This window comes from Pseudomonas sp. GW821-FHT09C08, from assembly GCF_059418125.1.
This window is the reverse complement of sequence record NZ_JBWKPG010000004.1, coordinates 187820-206747: the sequence shown is the minus strand read 5'-3', so window position 1 is coordinate 206747 and position 18928 is coordinate 187820. Positions and strand designations below refer to the sequence as shown.

The 18928-nt window shown below is 62.4% G+C and carries 22 protein-coding genes; 4 read left to right on the top strand and 18 right to left on the bottom strand.

What is annotated here, in order from left to right:
• Positions 1-30: 30 nt before the first annotated feature.
• Both AC07OJ_RS15595 and AC07OJ_RS15590 read right to left on the bottom strand, forming a co-directional pair.
• On the bottom strand, positions 31-852 hold the full coding sequence (locus AC07OJ_RS15595) for an SDR family oxidoreductase (RefSeq protein ID WP_495094769.1): 822 nt from the start codon (positions 850-852) through the stop codon (positions 31-33).
• A gap of 237 nt (positions 853-1089) precedes the next feature.
• Complete coding sequence (locus AC07OJ_RS15590) at positions 1090-1569, bottom strand: GNAT family N-acetyltransferase (protein WP_106802872.1); 480 nt, start codon at positions 1567-1569, stop codon at positions 1090-1092.
• 189 nt (positions 1570-1758) lie between these two features.
• On the opposite strand from AC07OJ_RS15590, the gene AC07OJ_RS15585 reads away from it, so the two are divergent.
• The 4 genes from AC07OJ_RS15585 (at position 1759) to AC07OJ_RS15570 (ending at position 4134) form a co-directional block, all read left to right on the top strand.
• Positions 1759-2955 carry an MFS transporter gene (locus AC07OJ_RS15585; protein WP_495006775.1) on the top strand — a complete coding sequence of 399 codons (1197 nt, stop codon included), beginning with the start codon at positions 1759-1761 and terminating at the stop codon, positions 2953-2955.
• Positions 2956-3040: 85 nt separating this feature from the next.
• On the top strand, positions 3041-3385 hold the full coding sequence (locus AC07OJ_RS15580; RefSeq protein ID WP_065909324.1) for a hypothetical protein: 345 nt from the start codon (positions 3041-3043) through the stop codon (positions 3383-3385).
• A 51-nt stretch (positions 3386-3436) separates the two neighbouring features.
• Positions 3437-3703 carry a hypothetical protein gene (locus AC07OJ_RS15575; RefSeq protein WP_065909322.1) on the top strand — a complete coding sequence of 89 codons (267 nt, stop codon included), beginning with the start codon at positions 3437-3439 and terminating at the stop codon, positions 3701-3703.
• 50 nt (positions 3704-3753) lie between these two features.
• Entirely contained in the window at positions 3754-4134 is a 381-nt protein-coding gene (locus AC07OJ_RS15570; protein WP_065909320.1) for a termination factor Rho, read from the top strand.
• 130 nt (positions 4135-4264) lie between these two features.
• Here AC07OJ_RS15570 and AC07OJ_RS15565 read toward each other — a convergent pair whose 3' ends face one another.
• The 16 genes from AC07OJ_RS15565 to acpP form a co-directional block, all read right to left on the bottom strand.
• The gene (locus AC07OJ_RS15565) at positions 4265-4993 is read right to left on the bottom strand and encodes a class I SAM-dependent methyltransferase (protein WP_495094768.1); all 729 of its coding nucleotides are present in this window, start codon (positions 4991-4993) and stop codon (positions 4265-4267) included.
• 24 nt (positions 4994-5017) lie between these two features.
• A complete protein-coding gene (locus tag AC07OJ_RS15560; RefSeq protein ID WP_495094767.1) occupies positions 5018-5935 on the bottom strand; it encodes a PfkB family carbohydrate kinase in 918 nt (305 codons plus the stop codon).
• Positions 5928-7394 carry a purine-cytosine permease family protein gene (locus tag AC07OJ_RS15555; RefSeq protein WP_120449528.1) on the bottom strand — a complete coding sequence of 489 codons (1467 nt, stop codon included), beginning with the start codon at positions 7392-7394 and terminating at the stop codon, positions 5928-5930. Before AC07OJ_RS15555 ends, AC07OJ_RS15560 begins: the two co-directional genes overlap by 8 nt.
• Positions 7395-7507: 113 nt before the next feature.
• Positions 7508-8509: an ADP-ribosylglycohydrolase family protein gene (locus tag AC07OJ_RS15550; protein WP_495094766.1), complete on the bottom strand. Its 1002-nt coding sequence runs from the start codon at positions 8507-8509 to the stop codon at positions 7508-7510.
• Entirely contained in the window at positions 8506-9219 is a 714-nt protein-coding gene (locus AC07OJ_RS15545; protein ID WP_120449533.1) for a GntR family transcriptional regulator, read from the bottom strand. The genes AC07OJ_RS15550 and AC07OJ_RS15545 overlap by 4 nt, the downstream gene beginning before the upstream one ends.
• Before the next feature lie 70 nt (positions 9220-9289).
• Positions 9290-9850: a DUF1285 domain-containing protein gene (locus tag AC07OJ_RS15540; RefSeq protein WP_495094765.1), complete on the bottom strand. Its 561-nt coding sequence runs from the start codon at positions 9848-9850 to the stop codon at positions 9290-9292.
• Between the two features lie 16 nt (positions 9851-9866).
• Positions 9867-10472 (bottom strand): DUF4823 domain-containing protein, encoded by a 606-nt coding sequence (locus AC07OJ_RS15535; RefSeq protein ID WP_065909302.1) that lies wholly within the window; start codon positions 10470-10472, stop codon positions 9867-9869.
• Between the two features lie 196 nt (positions 10473-10668).
• Positions 10669-11637, bottom strand: coding sequence for a GTP 3',8-cyclase MoaA (locus AC07OJ_RS15530; RefSeq protein ID WP_065909301.1), 969 nt, complete (start codon positions 11635-11637; stop codon positions 10669-10671).
• A gap of 113 nt (positions 11638-11750) precedes the next feature.
• The gene (locus AC07OJ_RS15525; RefSeq protein WP_065909300.1) at positions 11751-12410 is read right to left on the bottom strand and encodes a TetR/AcrR family transcriptional regulator; all 660 of its coding nucleotides are present in this window, start codon (positions 12408-12410) and stop codon (positions 11751-11753) included.
• Positions 12411-12855: 445 nt separating this feature from the next.
• The gene (locus tag AC07OJ_RS15520) at positions 12856-13641 is read right to left on the bottom strand and encodes a TatD family hydrolase (RefSeq protein ID WP_065909298.1); all 786 of its coding nucleotides are present in this window, start codon (positions 13639-13641) and stop codon (positions 12856-12858) included.
• 62 nt (positions 13642-13703) lie between these two features.
• On the bottom strand, positions 13704-14693 hold the full coding sequence (locus AC07OJ_RS15515) for a DNA polymerase III subunit delta' (protein WP_495094764.1): 990 nt from the start codon (positions 14691-14693) through the stop codon (positions 13704-13706).
• Positions 14686-15318, bottom strand: a complete 633-nt coding sequence (tmk, locus tag AC07OJ_RS15510) for a dTMP kinase (RefSeq protein ID WP_065909293.1) — start codon at positions 15316-15318, stop codon at positions 14686-14688. The genes AC07OJ_RS15515 and tmk overlap by 8 nt, the downstream gene beginning before the upstream one ends.
• Before the next feature lie 19 nt (positions 15319-15337).
• Positions 15338-16471, bottom strand: a complete 1134-nt coding sequence (gene mltG, locus AC07OJ_RS15505; protein WP_495094763.1) for an endolytic transglycosylase MltG — start codon at positions 16469-16471, stop codon at positions 15338-15340.
• A 1-nt stretch (position 16472) separates the two neighbouring features.
• Positions 16473-17288 carry an aminodeoxychorismate lyase gene (gene pabC, locus AC07OJ_RS15500; protein WP_495094762.1) on the bottom strand — a complete coding sequence of 272 codons (816 nt, stop codon included), beginning with the start codon at positions 17286-17288 and terminating at the stop codon, positions 16473-16475.
• On the bottom strand, positions 17288-18532 hold the full coding sequence (fabF, locus tag AC07OJ_RS15495; RefSeq protein ID WP_065909287.1) for a beta-ketoacyl-ACP synthase II: 1245 nt from the start codon (positions 18530-18532) through the stop codon (positions 17288-17290). The genes pabC and fabF overlap by 1 nt, the downstream gene beginning before the upstream one ends.
• Positions 18533-18660: 128 nt before the next feature.
• The gene (gene acpP / locus AC07OJ_RS15490) at positions 18661-18897 is read right to left on the bottom strand and encodes an acyl carrier protein (RefSeq protein WP_003175607.1); all 237 of its coding nucleotides are present in this window, start codon (positions 18895-18897) and stop codon (positions 18661-18663) included.
• Between the last annotated feature and the right edge of the window lie 31 nt (positions 18898-18928).

Genomic DNA, 18928 nt, shown 5'->3' with positions numbered 1-18928 from the left:
ACCTCTTGTTGTTATTGAGCGTTACAAGTTCTAGTCGTGGTACATCACGGAGCGCCCGCCATCGATCATCAGGCAGGTCGCATTGATGAAGGGCGCCTCGTCAGTCGCCAGGAACAATGCAGTCATCGCCACTTCGATCGGCTGGCCGATGCGCTTGGGCGGGTGCAGGTCAAACGCACGCTGGCGTTCGGCGTGGGGGTCGGGGAAACCGTTCCAGTAATCGACGTTGAGCTGGGTTTCGATGTAGCCCGGCGCGATGGCATTCACGCGGATGCCCTTGGGCGCGTATTCGATGCCGAGCGCGCGGGTGAGGCCGAGCAGGCCATGCTTGGCCACCGGGTAAGGGAAGCAACCGGGAATGATGTAGCTGGAATGGGTGGAGGCGATGTTGATGATGTTGCCGATGCCCTGCTCGATCATGTGCGGCAGCACCGTACGGCAACCGTACCAGGCGCCGTCGAGGTCGATGGCGAAGCAGCGGCGCCAGTCCTCGTCGGTCATCTCCAGCGGGTCGCGGAACACGTTGACCCCGGCGCAGTTGACCAGCACATCGACGCGACCGAAGCGTTCAATGGCGACATGGACCAACGCCTGCCACTGCGTCTTGGAGGTGATATCGATGGATTGCGCGACGATCTCGGCGCCACGTTCGCGCCAATGGGCGGCGACTTTCTCGACCTTGTCGCCCTGGATATCGGCAATCACCAGGCATGCCTGCTGGGCCTGGAAACAGGCGACGATCGCCTCGCCAATGCCCTGGGCGGCGCCCGTGATGATCACCACTTTGTTCTTCAGCCGTTCACCATAGGTGGGCTCGGGCACAGCGGGTAACGACAACGGTTGGGGCTGCATCGCTTCACCTGTTTTGTTTTTGGTAGTGAGTGCTGATGCAGGCGACTATAAACCCATCTTTTAAAATATCTCAATATATAAATTTGCATCCCATATAGCGAGCAAAAATCAAAAAAAATGTGGGAGCAGGCTTGCTTGCGAATGCCGTGGCCAGTCACACATGAGTTGACTGATCCAGCGCATTCGCGAGCAAGCTCGCTCCCACCTGTTGATCTTCAGTGTCTACAGGCTGGGTGACTAGCCGAGGGCAAAGTCGCGCAGCGCATCGCCTTCCATGCGGTAACGAACCCACTCTTCCTGCGGCTGGGCGCCGATGGATTTGTAGAAGGCAATCGCCGGCTCGTTCCAGTCCAGCACGCTCCACTCGAAACGGCCGCAGCCGTTGTCGCAAGCGATCTTGGCCAAATGCCGCAAGAGCTTCTTGCCGGCGCCACCGCCGCGTTGCTCGGGGTTGATGTACAGGTCTTCGAGGTACAGGCAGTTGCTGCCCAGCCACGTGGAGTAACTGAAAAAGAACACGGCAAAACCGATCGGCAAGCCGTCCCGCAAGCAGATCAGGCCATGGGCGGTCGCGCCCTCGCTGAACAGGCTGCGCTCGATGTCCGCGACACTGGCGATCACTTCATGCCGGGCCTTCTCGTACTCGGCAAGCTCGGTGATGAAAGCCAGGATCTGCGCAGCATCGCTGGGCACGGCGGGGCGAATCTCGATGGTCATGGGCGAGCCTTGGGCAATTTCAAAGCACACATACTAAGGCGCTTTCATGACGAGTTGCAGTGCAATTTCGAGAGGGTGCGGGTGCTTTACTCCGTCGCGCAGTGATCCGAGCACCACCAACCACAGAACAATCGCCGTGGCCGCCCATGGTAAACAGTCGGCATAACGCCAACGATTCGAGACTTGCCCATGCACGCCACTCCGCCGGTGGGCGCGAAGACTTTCGCGCTGTTCTGCCTTGCCAGCTTCCTGCTGTCCCTGTCCTACGGTTCGACGTTTTTGCTGTCGCTGCTGATTCACGCGCGCGGCGGCAACGACCATGATGCCGGCAGCGTGATTTCCATGGCGATGCTCAGCACCTTCGTGGCCGTGGTGCTCTCCGGGCATTTGGCCGATGCACTGGGCGCGGCTCGGGCAATTGCCGGGATGGGCGTGTTGCTGGTGGTAGCGTGCCTGGGTTTTGCCCTAGTGCCCGGGTTTGGCCAAGGCTTGATGGTGTGCGGGCTGGCCCTGGGGTTGGGTTGGGGCGTGTTCTACACACTGGGTCCGATCATCGTGACCTTGCTGGTAGAACCACGCCAGCGAGCCAAGTACTTTGCGCTGCTGTCGGGCAGCATGCTGAGTGGGATCGGCTCCGGCCCCCTGCTCGGGCGCGCCGCCAGCGCGCTGGACCTGCCCCTGACCAGCGCGTTCTATATTGCCGGGTTGGCCAGCCTCGCCGGTGTGGTGATGTTCTGGCGCATGGGCGCTCGGCTCAAGCATCACGCGAACGTGCCTGCCGCCCGTATTTCCTGGGCTGCCAGCCGCAGAGTGCTGTCTTCCAGGGCGGCGTTCGCCATCCTGATGGTCGGCTTGGGAGGGTGCGTATTTGGTGGGCTTTCATCCTTCCAGACCAGCTACGCAGCCGCGCATGGCCTGGACTATTCGCTGTTCTTCGGCGGGTTCCTGAGTGCCGCCATTACCAGCCGCCTGTTGATCGCCGGCTTCGTGGTCAAGCGTGACGCCTACCGCGCCGCCTGCGTGTTGTCCGGGTTGATGCTCGGGTCGATCGCCCTGTTTGCTTTTGGGGTGAGCGGCAACCTCAGCTACCTGCTCGCGGCTGCCACGTTGGGCGTGGGTTACGGCCTGACCTACTCGGTAATCAACGGGCTGGTGGCCAATGAAGCACCGCCCGGCACCACGTCCCAGGCCCTGCTGTTATTCAGCCTCGGGTACTTTGTCGGCGTGTTTGGCTTTCCGCTGCTGGCGGGCAAGATCATCGTCGAGTACGGCCTGTCGACCCTGATGCTCTGCGTGCTGGCCATCGCCGCACTGAACTGGATGATCACCGTGGCACGCCTGATCGCGCGCAGGCTCTCGACACACAAAATCTTACAGGTGGGCTAATACCGTTCGTCGCCATCAAGGCACGAACGCCGAAGCCGGGCGGACCAATAGAGGGTAAGGACATTAATCATATGGAGACACCCTCATGAAGAATTCCAAGTTTGCCGCCCTCGCCCTCACCGGCCTGTTGTCTGCCACATCGCTGGGCGCCTTCGCTGCCACCTCGTCCACCGGCAAGACTGACCCGGCCGGTAGCTCGCCAAACCCTGCCACCCAGGAGTCCCAGGACTCGATGGGCACCGGCATGGACACCAACGGCGGCGCGATCATCCAGCCAGGCGCAGACCCGCGCACCCAGGGCAACGACACCCAACGCCAGGCTCCGGCCGCCGTCGGCAATGGCAAGATGGGCCCCGCGATCAATCAACCCAACATCAACAAAGGCGACGACTCGAACGTGCCTGGCGCGCCGAAACAGCCTGCGCCTTGATGGATCGATAGCAACACCAACACCCGATCATTTCCCAGTGAAGAGGTACGCATGAACGTCGATAGAAACCTTGAAAAAGAAGTCCTCACCCGCCTGTTGCACGCCCACCCGAACGGCCTGGGCAAGGAGGTGCTGGATAACTACCGCGGCGAAAAGGTGGTGGCCAGTGTCTTGGCGTTCCTCCAGGACCGCGGGCTGATCAAGGATGGGCATGTGACCACCGACGACGCCGGTGAATACTCGTTGAACCTGCCGATCAAGCTGACCGCCTCCGGTGTCGACGAGGCCCGCAAGCTTGAAAGTGAAAGCCCTCAGTAATCCATTTTGTCTGGTCTGGCCCTGGCGACAGGGCCAGTGGGAGTATCGCAATGCCTCTAGGAAGCAAAGCCAAATACACCGCCGCACAGAAGCGCAAGGCTGCCCGTATCGAACAGAGTTACGAGCACCAGGGCGTACCCAAGGATGAAGCTGAGGCCCGCGCCTGGGCTACCGTCAACAAGCAGTCTGGCGGTGGCGAAAAGGCCGGTGGCTCGGGTCAGCGTAAAGCCCCGCAGGAAAAGTCCCAGGCCCGCAGCGACTCGGCCAAGCGTGCCGTGGCCAGCCGTGACGGCCATGCGCGCAACAGCCGGGCCTCATTGGCGACGCAAACCAAGCAGAGCTTGCTGCAGGAAGCGCGGGCCAGGGCCATTCCGGGCCGCTCGAACATGCGAAAGGATCAACTGATTGAAGCGCTGCGAAAGGCTGGCTGACGCCGGTCTTCCGAACATTTCAAAACCCATTCTGGGCTGTGATGAGGGAGCTTGCTCCGGCTGCGCTGTCGAACCGTAGCAAGCTCCCTCGCCACCACTCGCCACATATTATTTTTCGCGGTGCCGCCAATCAGCGGTGCGCCGAGACCAGCAGCATCATCGGACGCTCTTGCTCTTCTGCCAACGCTGGCAGGACCTTGAGGTCGGCTTCGCTCGGCCCCCACTCCTGCACATGGCTCAGCGTGAACCCCGTCTGGATCAGCATATTGAGCAACGTGCCCAAGGTACGGTGCTGCTTGATCACGCCCTCGGCCAACCAATTCGTCACCCGTGGCCCCTCTAATTGGTAACTGTCCACCGGCCAGCTTTTGCGACCCTGAGCATCGACCTGCCAGCCTGGGTTGCGCGGCGCCATGAAGATCGGGTGCTCGATGGAAAACACCAGCCGCCCACCCGGCACCAGCGCTTGATGGAGGGTCTGGAACAATCGCTTTAGGTCGACGATGTAATGGAACGCCAAGGAGCTGTAGGCCAAATCGAATGTGCCCGCCGGCAGGTCGAGTTGTTCCAGGTCGGCGATGGCGTAGGTGACGGTCGGCGCCGAGGTCATCGCCCGGGCCCGCGCCAGCATCTTGTGCGACACATCCAGGCCAAGCACCTGTGCGGCGCCCTGCTCCTGGGCCCAGCGACTGAACCAGCCATAACCGCAGCCCAGATCGACCACGTTCAAACCGGACATCGGCGGCAGCAAGGCCTGCAAGGCGGGCCACTCCGGCGCGCCGGCGAGGCCCTCCACCGAGCGGCTCATTTTGCTGTAGCCCTCGAAGAAGGCCGGCGTGTCGTAGATGTTCTGGGTCATGGGACAGCTCCGTACTGAGTGCCCCTATTCTGCCAACAACGCGTCCACTTCGGCAGCCCCTGGCGAAGTCGCCGGGCCCCAGCGCGTGACCGCCAGGGCCGCGGCGGCGTTGGCGCGACGGGCTGCCTGGGCCGGTTGCAGGCCGCTGGCCAAACCGGCCAGGAACACCCCGGCATGGGCATCGCCCGCACCGTTGCTGTCGACCGCCTGGACCTTGAAACCCGGCACATGCTCAGCCTCGCCCCGACGACTGACCCAGCAACCCTGCGGACCGTCGCGCACCACCAACAAGGCCTCGGCAGGCAAATGTCGAGTGAGTGCGAGCAGCGCATCGGCGAGCGTCGTGGCACCGGTAAACGCGAGCGCCTCCGGCCCGTTGCTGGTCCAGATATCGATACGCGGCAGCAAGGCAACCATCAACGCCGAGTCCGGCGCCTTGACCAAGGGGCCCGGGTCGAACACCACGGGTATAGCGCGCGGCAGCGCCAGCAGCCAATCGAGCAACGCCTGCGCCTTGCCCTCGAGCAACAGGCTGTAGCCGCTGACGTACACATAGTCGTCTGCCCGTGGCACGACGCCTGCCAAATCCTCGGCCGTCAAGTCGCCTTCTGCGCCGATATGGGAAATGAAGGTGCGCTCGGTGGTGGCTTCGGTCAGCGACACACACAGGCCGGTGTCCTTGCCGTCACTGGCCGCCTGGGCGATTTCCACGCCTTCGGCCTGCATGGCCGCACGGGCCAGGTCACCGAAGCGCCCGCGGCCATGGCGCCCGAGGTACACCACCGGCAACCCATTGCGGCGCGCGGCGGCCATCACGTTGAAACCACCGCCGGCTTCGAAGCTGGCCGACTGCGCCAGCACGTCGCCGCCGGTCGCGGGCAGGGTGTCGAGGGCCATGACCAGGTCAACGATGACCTGGCCGGTGTGCAGCAATCTAGACATTGTGACTCTCGACTAAAGCCGGACGACGGTCAGACGCGCCGCCCAGCAGCGCATAAATCCCGCCGGCCACCAGGAAGGTGACGATCCAGCCCAGGCCGTTGTGGCCCAGCCAGGAGTCGGACAACGGCCCGGCGAACCAGATGTTTTCGGCAGTGGTGCCGATGGTGGTGAAGCTGAAGCCCAGCACGATCGCCACGGCCCAGGCGCCAAACGCGCGCCACTCAACCCCGCCACGGTACCAATAGGCGCTGCTGGGGCTGACGTCGAGCAGGTCCTTGGGGCTGTAGTAGTGACGGTGGATCAGGTCGACCACGAAGATCCCGACCCACGCGGTGATCGGTACCGCGAGCAACGAGATGAAAGTGATGAACGGGCCGTAGAAACTGTCGGCGATCAGCATGAAGTAGATGGAGCCGGCGAAGATCGCCACGATATCGACGATCACCGCGTGCACACGTTTGACCTTCAAGCCGAGGGTCAAGGTGGTGAGGCCGGCCGAGTACACCGACAAGTTGTTCGACAGCAGCAGCCCACCGAAGGCGGTGATCAGGTACGGCACGGCCATCCAGGTCGGCAGCATGTCGCGGATCGCGATGATCGGGTCAGTCGCCGACGCCAGGTCGTTGTTGCCCACCGACAGCAGGCCGCCGAGGGTAATCAGCAGCACCAGCGGAATGCCCGCACCGAACGCGGCGGACGCCACCAGGCGCACGGCCTTGACGCTGCGGTGCTGGTAGCGCGACATGTCGGCACCGGCGTTGGCCCAACCGATACCGGTACCCGCCGCCATGGTGCCGATACCGATGATCATCGCGCTCAACGGCGCCGGGGTGGCATTGAACACCGCGCTCCAGTCGATGGTGGCGCAGAGGAAACCGCCGACCAGGATGTTCAATGCGCCGAACACGTAGGTCGACCATTTCTGGATCACCAGCAAGGTCGCGTGGCCGAGGCCGGAAACGGACAGGGTCAGCAGCACGAAAATGGCGATGAAGATCAGCGTCAGCAGCGGCGCGCTCTTGGCCTCGACCGGCGAGCCGAACAGGATCGAACACAACGACAGCAACACGAAGGCGGCGGTGGTGGTGTTGACGGTTTCCCAGCCCAGGCGCGACATCAGCGAGACCAGCGTCGGCCCGATGTTGCCGCGTACCCCGAAGATCGCGCGGGACAGCGTCAGGCTCGGCGCACGGCCACGTCGGCCGGCAATCGAGATGATGCCCACCACCGCAAAAGAGCCGGCGGCGCCGAGGATCGCGACGATGATCGCCTGCCAGATCGCCAGGCCGCGAAACGCTACCAGGGTCGCGCCCAGCGGCAAGCCGAGGATGCTGATATTGGCCGCGAACCACACCCAGAACAGTTGCAGCGGATGGCCGTTGCACTCGCCTTCAGGGACCGGTTCGATACCGCGTGTTTCCAGTTGCCCGGCACTTTGGCCGGAAGAAGTGCTGCTCATGAGGGGTGCTCCTGGTGCCTGTATTGTTGTGGTTGTGGCAGAGAATCAAAGCTTTAACCGGTCATCCTGACTCGACGCGACCTGTGTAGGAGCCGGGGGCACGCCTACAGGGTTCAGCGCAATGTAAGCAGCCCCGCGACCAACGGCTGCAAATCGAGGCCATTGACCTGCTTGACCTGTTCGATCATCGCTTCAGGCCAGCACTGCAGGCCCAGACAGGCGCCGAGCATGGCGCCGAGGATCGCGGCAATGGTGTCGGTGTCTCCGCCAAGGCTGGCGGCCAGGCACAGCGCCTCGAAGGCCTCCAACTCACCCACCGCCACTTGCTGGGCGAGGGCAAACGACACCACTACGGACTCCTGGGAAGCGACGGAGGTGCCGATCAATTCATACAGCAGCTCGGCAAACAGGGCCTTGTCGCCGCTGCCGACGCTCAGGGTTCGCGCCCAACTGATGCGCGTGGAAATCCGTCCGCCAGCCACCCAGTGACCATGGCTTTCCGCCTGCTGGGCGATCTGCGTGCCGATGTTCAGCGCTTCACCGAGGTCCACGCCATTGATGCCTGCCGAGACTACCGCCGCGACTGCCGCCGCGCTGGAGATGCCCAGCGTGGTGTTATGGGTCACCTGGCACGCCTGGATCACCGCCTGGATGAACTGCACCGGGTCACTGACATCGGCGGCAATGCCCACCGGCGTGATGCGCATCGCTGCGCCGTTGGTGGTGCCATAGCGCCCGGATTCTTCCGGAGTGTGGCCGGCGAGGATCATGTCGATGGCGCGCTTGGTGGACGGCCCGAGCAGATCCTGCGACCCCTTGGCACGCATCACCGCTTCCCAGTCGATCAGGCGTTGGGCGAGCACGGTCGGCTCGATGCTGCCCTGCCCTTCGACCAGCAACTCGCCGACCAGGATCGCCTGCTCGGTGTCATCGGTGATGGAGCCGGCCGGCATGTTGGGGGCAATGGGCTGATCGGCGTCGGCGTCTTCCAGGCCGGTAATGGCACCGAAACGCGCACGGACCTGCTCGCGGCTCAAGGATTGGGTGGGCATGCCCAGGGCATCACCCAACGCCAGGCCGTAGAAAGCGCCGAGGGCGCGATTTTGCCGGGTCATTTCGACGCTCCGAACTGCAGGTGCAGGCGAAAGTGCAGAGGGTCGAGCAAACTTTCGACGTACTCCATGAAGCGTTCGCGACGGTCATAAGTGGTACGCGAGGCCTTGAGAAACACGCTGCCGGCTGGACGGCCGAGCAACTCGGCGTCTTCATCGCTCAAGGGCTCGGCGCCGATCCACTGGTCACCTTCGGCGCCCACATAGCCGTAGGCGGCCAGGGTGATGGTCAGGGAGTTGTCGATCAGCCCCACACGCGGCAGGCTGTCGAGGCCACCGACAGCAGGCATCAGCGAGCGCTCCAGCGACACGGCTGTGCCATCGGTGGTACGCCGACGGCGGTCGAGGGCGATGAATTGGTCAGTGCCGAAACGGCTGAGCAGGTCCGGGCGGGTGACCGCTTCCAGGCGCAGGATGTCGGTGGTCACCAGCGCGCCGGTGTCAGCCAACGCCTGGGCCCAACCGCTGCGCTGGTCGAGCACCATGCCGTCAAAGGTGACGATGGAGCCGACGCCGCTCTGGGTCGCGATGTAATTGCGCCGCTTGAGTTCGGCCAGGGCTTCGCGCAGGGTGCCTCGGCTGACCGCAAACTCCTCGGCCAATTGATGCTCGCCCGGCAGCAGGAAACCGTCGGCCATCACCCCACCCTCGATACGGCGGATGAGCTCGTCGACGACGCGTTTTTTCTTATCAAATCGAACATGTCTAATCATGTACAAATTGATAACCGAAACCGCCCGATCACAGCAAGCGAATTATTTCAGGGGGAAGGGAAAAACGCCCTCAGGGCTCCAGGCCAATCGGGAAAAACACCCCGTCGCTCCACACGCCCAGCCAGTTCTGACCGTTGATCGGACGCCTCACCGCCAGTTCCACCAGTTGGTAGAACACGTTGCGATGCACCAGGGCTTCGAGGTTGGCGCGCACACGCACATACGGCGCAGGTTCCTGGGTGACGGGGTCGATGACCACCCGCAGAGGGTGCTCAAGCCCGGCGTCGATCAGTTCATCGACGTTGGTAGTAAAGCGCAGCACCTGGCTGTCGCCCTGCCCCTGCACGTCCAGGGTCACGGCCACAAACGGCGCGTCATCGACACGGATGCCGACCTTTTCCACCGGGGTGACCAGGAAATAATCATCGCCATCGCGGCGGATGATGTTGGAGAACAACTTGACCATCGGCTTACGCCCGATAGGCGTGCCCTGGTAGAACCAGGTGCCATCGCGGGCGATGCGCATATCGATGTCGCCGCAGAAATCCGGGTTCCACAGATGCACCGGCGCCGGTCCCTTGCCCTTGGGCAGTTGGGCCAACAGATCATTGGCCTTGGCGGAATCGGTCATGGGGATCTCCTGTGTCTTACTGATCGCTCATTCCCAACAGGCCGCGGGCGTACTGCGCCAGCGGGCGGGCAATCAGGTCTTCTGGCTTGTTGTCGTGGAACGTCAGTAAACCGCCACGACTGCGAATGCGTGCAGTATCAATCAAATACTGGGTGCTGGTCTCGATCAACATGATCTGGATTACGCCGCTGTCCAAGCCTACGCGGTCGAGGGCCTGCTGGTCGGTCCACTCATCGGCATTGCCGATACGGTCATCCGCCGCGGCAAACCGGCAGTACAACAGGTAGTGCGCGCCGGCCGCACGGGCTTCGGCCATGGCTTGTTCGAGGCCTTCGGGCTGACGTGCACGACGCACCATGGGGAAGTATTCGACGAAGCCGTTGAAGGCTTCCTCGGCGACCACGTTAGGTCGCGGGTACGCGCTGCCCGGTGGGACGAACGCACCCTGGGCGATAAATACAAAGGAATCCGGCTGTATGCGAACCGAGGCGGTCCGGCGGGTGTCGCTGTGGTCGAGCAACCCGGCGTCGCTCATCTGATAGCGGGTGCCTTCGGCCATATCGCTGACGGTCATGCAACCACTCAGCGTCAACGACGCCAGCAACAAAACCAGGTTACGCATCCTAATCCTCCAGAAGCCGGTGACGGAAAACCGGCGAATGGGCACGAGATGCAGAATCCAGGCCACTCGCAAGCGGCGCAAAGCAAATGGGGGAGCGGCTTGCTCGCAAATGCGGCGGATCAGTCGGTATTTCCTTTGACCGGCACACCATATGCGCGAGCAATCCGGCTCCCACAGGGTTCTGCACCAGCCTGGGCTAGCCGCCGATGATCTTCATGATGGTGGCACCGCCCGAGAAAGCTACTTCCTGTTTGTCACCCAACGCCTTCATCAACAGGCCCTGCAGGGCCGGCAGTGCCTGATGGCGGGGTTGATCCAACAGGTCGCCGACGTAGTGACGGTTGCTCGACGACAGGCAACCATGCAGCCAGCCGGTGGACGACAGCCGCAGCCGCGAACACGTACGGCAGAACGGCACGCTTTCATTCGCGATGACGCCAAAGAAGCCTTTGCCCGGCACTTCGTAGCGCACTGCCGTGGCATCGACCGGCGCGTTGGCTTGCAGGTATTCATACTGCTCGCCGATCAGGCTGAGCAATTGCTGCAGGCTGACGAATTGCTGCAGGAATGCATTCGAGTCCTTGGCCAGGTGGCCCATGCGCATCAATTCGATAAAGCGCAACTCGTAGCCTCGCTCCAGGCAGTAGTCGAGCAACGGCATCACCTGATCGAGGTTCTGGCCGCGCAGGGGCACCATATTGACCTTGATCTTGATCCCAGCGGCGCGGGCCTGGTCCATGCCATCAAGCACAGTGGCCAGGTCACCGCCACGCGCGATGCTGCGAAAAGCGTCGGCATCCAGGGTATCGAGGGAGACGTTGATGCGCCGAATACCGGCGTCCACCAACAGCGGCAGTTTGCGCGCGAGCAATTGGCCATTGGTGGTCAGGCTGATATCACTGAGCCCCATCCCGCCGACAGCGCCCATGAAGGCTTCCAGCTTGGGGCTGACCAACGGCTCGCCGCCGGTGATGCGAAGGCGTTCGATCCCTGCCGCCTCGATTAGATAGGCCACACCACGGGCCATGGCCTCGGCCGAGAGTTCGTCCTGGGCAGCCACCAGCCGCTTGCCGTTTGGCACGCAGTAGGTACACGCGTAATTGCAGGCTGAGGTCAGGCTGATCCGCAAATTGCGAAAACGCCTGCCTTGACGATCAACGATCATGGATCACTCCGGCAGAGGATGAATCGGGCGTGCTAAAAGCTGACCTATAAATCAGCTTTTAGCAAGGTCCTTGCCTGAGTATATTCCTGGGGTACTGCGCCCGACAGCAACTATCAGGTGGCAGGCGTTTCGGCAGGCGCCTGTGGCAGCTCGGCGCTGTGCTTGCGTTTGTTGCCCATGCGCACGCCAATGTCCATCAGGAACTGGAAGAAGCCTTCCTGATCTTCCAGTACATTACTCCAGAACGGCGAGTGATACAGCGCCACGGCGCCGTGCACCAGGGCCCAGGCCGCGCAGTAGTGGAAATACGGCGGTACGTCTTCCAGCTTGCCTTCGCTGATGCGGCCCTTGATCAGCAGGGTCAGGCGTTCGAAGTTCGAGGCGCGGATCTTGTGCAGTTCCTCGACCATCTCCGGCACCTGATGGCCCTTGACCACTTTCTCTTCCAGGCGATCAAACAGGCGGTAGCGCTGCGGGTCACGCATGCGGAACTCGAAGTAGGCGCGGGACAGCGCCTCCTTGTCCTTGTCGACATCGGCCGAATGCAGCAGCTCGTTCAAATCACGCTCGTAGTCGAGCATCAGGCGCAGGTAGATCTCGGCCTTGGACTTGAAGTGCTTGTAGATCGTGCCTTTGCCGATACCGACGGCATCCGCGATCATCTCGACGGTGACGCTGTCTTCACCCTGTTCGAGGAACAACTTGAGTGCGGTGTCGAGAATTTCCTGCTCACGGCGGCGAAACTCTCGGACCTTACGGGGTTCTTTGTGCATGAGGAAGAGGTCTGCAGAGGTCGGAATAGGGAGGGTTGCGCAGGGCCACGGATACGCGGCGATACGATTTACCCAGTGCGAGGGATTATCCCGACTGAACGGTCGTTGGGCAACGTCTATGTGAACCCGCCGCACACTTTAGTTTCGGCGCGCCAACGTTTCCTTTGATTTCAGTCAGAAATAATACGCAACAACTATCCACGTGCACCCAGCCAATGAGAACTCAAGCGAAGCGCGCGTATTCCAAATCTGTTTAAAAAACGATCAGATGCGACTGGACTGAATGGGATACTGATCAATACTTGAACTGTCGGCGTGACATCTCCCCCAAGTGACGCGCCGACCTGGGTACCGACGGACTGTGTGCCCTTGTTTTACTCCTAATGGTCTTAACCCGGATTCACCCCCCAGAACCCGGGTTTTTTTTGCCTGCGATTTGAGCCTGTCAGCCGGCGACGTGGGCCAACGGGAACAGGCGCTTGAAGTTGTCGGTGGTCTGCTGTGCAAAGCGCTCGTAAGACTCACCCCGCAGCATGGCCAGGTAATCCGCCACATCCCGTACGTATTCCGGCAGGTTCGGTTTGCCGCGATGAGGAATGGGCGCCAGGTAAGGCGAATCGGTTTCCACCAGCAGGCGGTCGGCCGGCACCTGGCGTGCCACGTCGCGCAAGGCGTCGGCATTGCGGAAGGTGACGATGCCCGACAGGGAAATGTAGAAGCCCAGGTCCAGGGCCGCCTTGGCCATGTCCCAATCTTCGGTAAAGCAATGCAGCACGCCGGCCTGGGGCAACGCGGCCTCGCGCAGCAACGCCAGGGTGTCGGCACGCGCGCCACGCGTGTGGACGATCACCGGTTTGCCGGTCTGCTGGGCAGCTTGCAGATGCAGGCGAAAGGAGGCCTGCTGCAGGTCGGCGGCTTCGGGCTCGTAGTGGTAGTCCAGGCCGGTTTCGCCAATCGCTACCACACGCGGGTGGTTGAGTTCGCCCAGCAGCCAGTCGAGGGCCGGGGCTTCGCCAGGCTTGAGGTCCAGCGGGTGGATACCCACCGAGCAGTCCACATCGGCATAGCGCTCGGCCAGGGCTTTGACGTCTGCGGCATTTTCGGCGCTGACGCCGATGCACAGGAAGTGCCCTACCCCACGCTGGCGAGCCGCTTCAAGGGCAGCATCAAGGGAGCCACCGTGCTGGGCAAGGTCGAGGCGATCGAGGTGGCAATGGGAGTCTACGAGCATAGGAATCTACAACTTGAGTCGCGAAAGTGTCTGGCCAACGATACACCCGTCGGCCACCGAAATTAACGCCGGCCGAGCAAGCCGACCCACTGCACCAGCAGCGCTTCGAGCAGCAGGACACGGTTGAGGTTGGCCTTGCCGAGCACTTTCTGGCGCTGGGCGAGGATCCAATCCTGGATGTTCAGCACCTTGTCCTGCGCACTTTTCTGCGCGAGGTACTGCACCACCTTGCGCATGTCCGGCAGGCCCAGGCCGCTTTCATCCTGGGTCAGCTGATAGCGCAGGATCAGGCTCGACCAATCGCAGAACCAGTCGAACAGCAAAAGCAGGGGGATGTCCTTCCAGGCGCTTTCGGCCAGCTGCGTGGCAGACAGCTCTTGCTTGAGCAGCTTCTTCACACCGTCGACCACCAGCGCGCGTTGCTCACGCACGCCCTGGGCCTGCAGCTTCACAGCCGCCAGCGGTGAGCCAGCCGCCAGGGTGAGCAATTCGACCCGCTCCTCCTCGGAGCACTCCGGCAGCGCCTTGGCCAGCCACTGCAGGCTCATGGCCTCGCTCGGCAACGGGCACGCCTGCTGCACGCAACGGCTGCGGATAGTCGGCAACAAGCGGCTGGACTGGTGACTGACCAGCAGCAAAACAGTGTCGCCGGACGGTTCTTCGAGGCTCTTGAGCAAGGCGTTGGCGGCGTTGATGTTCATCGCCTCCACCGGCTCGATCAGCACCACCTTGCGCCCGCCCATCTGCGCGGTTTGCACCACGAAGCTGACGAGGTCACGCACCTGGTCGACCTTGATCGCCTTGTCGGCTTCCTCGGGTTCGAGCAGGTAGTTATCCGGGTGGCTGCCGGCCTTGAGCAACAGGCAGGACTTGCACTCACCGCAAGCCTGCAGGTTGACCGGACGCTGGCACAGCAGGCTGGCCATGAGTCGCTCGGCCAAATCACGCTTACCGATCCCCGCCGGCCCGTGCAGCAGGTAGGCGTGGGCGTGCTGGGCACGGCCGGCCAGTTGTCGCCAGAGGCTGTCCTGCCACGGATAGGCTTCAGCCACGGGCGCGCTCCAGCAGGTTCGGCAACAGGGCATCGATGGCTTGCTGCACCTGGGCCAGCGGCTGCGCAGCATCCAGCAGGTAGTAACGCGCAGGCTCAGCCTTGGCGCGCTTGAGGAACGCCGTGCGTACGGCGTCGAAGAAGGCTTGGCCTTCGAGCTCAAAACGGTCCAGGCGACCGCGCGCACTGGCGCGGGCCAGGCCGACTTCCACCGGCAGGTCGAAGACCAGCGTCAGGTCAGGGCGCAAGTCGCCTTGAACGAAGGTTTCCAGGGTGGCGATGCGCTCCAGGGACAAGCCGCGACCACCGCCCTGGTAGGCATAAGTGGAGTCGGTGAAACGGTCGCAAATCACCACGGCACCGCGCGCCAGGGCCGGGCGGATCACTTCGGACAGGTGCTGTGCGCGCGCGGCAAACACCAGCAGCAACTCGGTATCCGCATTCATCTGTTCCTCGCCCGGGGCCAGCAACACTTCACGGATGCGCTCTGCCAGCGGTGTGCCACCGGGCTCGCGGGTCAACACTACCTCGATGCCCTCGGCGCGCAAACGCTCGGCCAGGTAATCGCGGTTGGTGCTTTTGCCGGCGCCTTCGGGGCCTTCCAGGGTAATAAACAAGCCAGTCACAGGCAGTCCTTAGTCAGAGTCATTGCGGGCTTTGCGGTGCAGCGGTGTCCGACGCAGGCTCCGCCGGCTTTTCAGCCGGGGCTTCGGCCGATGGCGCTGCGTCTTGCGCAGGGTTCACGACCGGTGCCGGGCTGGAGCGGTAATCGGCCCGGCGCTTGAGCTGGAACTCGCGCACGGCGGCATTATGCGCATCCAGGTTGTCGGAGAAAACATGACTGCCATCACCCCGGGCGACGAAATACAGGCTGCTGCCCGGCACAGGGTTCAGCGCCGCATGGATCGCTTCGCGGCCGACCATGGCGATCGGTGTCGGCGGCAGGCCAGCCACCATGTAGGTGTTGTAGGGGTTGGCTTCCTTGAGGTGCGCACGGGTCAATTTGCCGTTGTAGCGCTCGCCCAGGCCGTAGATCACGGTGGGGTCGGTCTGCAGCAGCATGCCGATCTTCATGCGCCGCACGAACACGCCGGCAATCTGGCCGCGCTCCTCGGGCACGCCGGTCTCTTTCTCCACCAGGGAGGCCATGATCAGCGCTTGATAAGGGTCAGTGTACGGCGCATCGGCCGCGCGTTTGCTCCACTCCTGGGCGAGTACGTCGTCGAGGCGGTTGTAGGCTTTTTTCAGGAATTCGACATCGGTCATGCCGCGCACGAAGCGGTAGGTGTCCGGGAAGAACCGCCCCTCAGGGAATACGCCAGGGTGACCGAGCTTCTCCATCACTTCACTGTCAGTCAGGCCCGCGAGGGTCTGCACGATCTTTTCGTGCTTGGCCAGGGCGAGGCGTACCTGGCGGAAATTCCAGCCTTCGACCAGGGTCAGGCTGTACTGCACGACTTCGCCACGCTGCCACAGGCCGATCAGGCCCTGTGCGGTCATGCCCGGGGTCATGCGGTATTCGCCACTGTGCAAGGGCTGACCATCAAGGTTAAAGCGCCAGTACAGGCGCAACCAGAAGGCGCCGTCGAGCACGCCGTCGGCTTCCAGGCGATTGAACGTACCGGTGGGCGTCGCCCCGGCCGGCACATCAAGCAATTGCTCCTGGGTCAGGTTCAAGGGCTGCTTCAGGGTGGAATCGAGTTTCCAGGCGGAAAACCCCAACAGCAACGCCGCCGAGAACAGACCGATCAGCAGCAGTACAACCAGTTTTCGTATCAACTCAAGCATCCAATAGCGCGCGAACAATGCCCTGCAGTTTACGGGTGAGCGGCCCAACCGGCCAGCTCATCGCAGCGCAGCCACGCACCGGCCAAATGCCATACACGCTGTTGCACACAAAGACTTCGTCAGCCTGTTGCAACTGCTCGAGACTCACGTCAGCCACGGCTACCGGGACGCCGAGGGCTTGTGCCTGGGCCAGGATCTCGGCGCGCATGACCCCGGCAACCCCGCAACGATTCAGATCGGCGGTTAGTAACAAGCCATTACGCACCAGGAACAAGTTGCTGAAAACGCCTTCGATGACCCGCCCGGACATATCCAGCATCAAGCCCTCGGCATGTTCGGCATCTTGCCACTCGGCACGGGCAATCACTTGCTCCAGGCGGTTGAGGTGCTTGAGACCGGCCAGCAAGGGCTGCTCGGACAAGCGGGTGGCACACGGAAACAGGCGGATACCGTCGGTTCCATGGGCTTGGGGATAATGAGCAGGCGCATTGCCCTGCAGGAGACGGCGCACCGGTGCACCAGAGTTGAAACCATAACCGCGCAGGCTGTCGCCGCGGGTGAGGATCAACTTGAGGACACCGTCGCCGAGGGTGGCGGCATAAGCCAGCACTTCGCTGCGGATCAACGCGTGATCCGCCGCTAAAGCGAGGCGCTTGCAGCCCTCTTCGAGGCGCTGCAAGTGGCGGTCGAGCAACACCGGTTGCCCGGCCCTGACGGCGAGGGTCTCGAACAGACCATCGCCATACGCCAGGCCGCGATCTTTCAGGGGCACGCTGTCCGCTGGCTGACCGTCGACCCAGCTGTGCATCACTCGGCGAACCGGCGGAACACCAGGGAACCGTTGGTGCCGCCAAAGCCGAACGAGTTGGAGATCACCACGTCGATCGGCATCGGCTGCGCTTCGTGCGGCACGAAGTTCAGGTCGCAGCCTTCGTCCGGCTCATCCAGGTTGATGGTCGGCGGAGCGACCTGATCCTTGATGGCCATCACGCTGAAGATCGCTTCGACCGCGCCCGCCGCGCCCAGCAAGTGGCCGGTCATGGACTTGGTGGAGCTGACTGCCAGCTGGTAGGCGTGCTCGCCGAACACCGACTTGATGGCTTCGGCTTCCGCCAAATCGCCCGTCGGGGTCGAGGTGCCGTGGGCGTTGATGTACTGCACCTGCTGCGGATTGACCTTGGCATCGCGCAGCGCATTGGTGATGCAACGCGCAGCGCCGGCACCGTCGGACGGTGGCGAGGTCATGTGGTAGGCGTCGCCACTCATGCCAAACCCGATCAGCTCGGCGTAGATGGTCGCACCACGCGCCTTGGCGTGCTCCAACTCTTCGAGTACCAGCGCACCGGCACCGTCGGACAGGACGAAACCGTCGCGGCCCTTGTCCCAGGGACGGCTGGCGCGGGTCGGCTCATCGTTGCGGGTCGACAGCGCACGGGAAGCACCGAAGCCGCCCATACCGAGGCCACAGGCGGCCATTTCGGCGCCGCCGGCGATCATCACGTCAGCTTCGTCGTAGGCGATGTTGCGCGCGGCCATGCCGATGCAATGCGTACCGGTGGTGCACGCCGTGGCGATCGCGTAGTTAGGTCCCTGTGCGCCCAGGTGGATGGACAGGAAACCGGAAATCATATTGATGATCGAGCCCGGGACGAAGAACGGTGAAATTCGACGGGGGCCGGAATCATGCAGCGTGCGGCTGGTTTCTTCGATATTGGTCAAACCGCCAATACCCGAACCCATGGCCACGCCGATGCGGTCACGGTTGGCGTCGGTGACTTCCAGGCCGGCGTTACGCACTGCCTGAAAACCGGCTGCCAGGCCGTATTGAATGAACAGGTCGAGTTTGCGGGACTCCTTGACCGAGAGATAGTCCTCGACATTGAAGCCCTTTACCGAGCCGCCAAAACGGGTGGAATAGGCAGAAAGGTCCGTGTGTTCGATCAGACCAATACCACTGTGGCCAGCCAGAATGCCCTGCCAACTGCTCGGCACATCCGTGCCCAGTGGCGACAACATACCCATACCGGTGACTACGACGCGTCTACGCGACACAGCACTCTCCTTTTTCTTGATGACGACACTTTGCTTCGGCGCTCACTTTTCATCAGGGCTAAAGAAAAAACCGCACGCCGTTACAGCAGTGCGGTTTTTCCCTAACAGCAAGCGACGACTACAAACTATTACGCCTGGTGGCTAGTAACGTAGTCGATAGCAGCTTGAACAGTAGTGATTTTTTCAGCTTCTTCGTCCGGGATTTCGGTCTCGAATTCCTCTTCCAGAGCCATCACCAGCTCAACGGTGTCAAGGGAATCGGCACCCAGGTCTTCTACGAAGGAAGCAGTGTTGACCACTTCTTCTTCTTTAACGCCCAGTTGCTCGGCGACGATTTTCTTGACGCGCTCTTCGATGGTGCTCATACCTTGTTTAACTCCTAATGGACAAATTCAG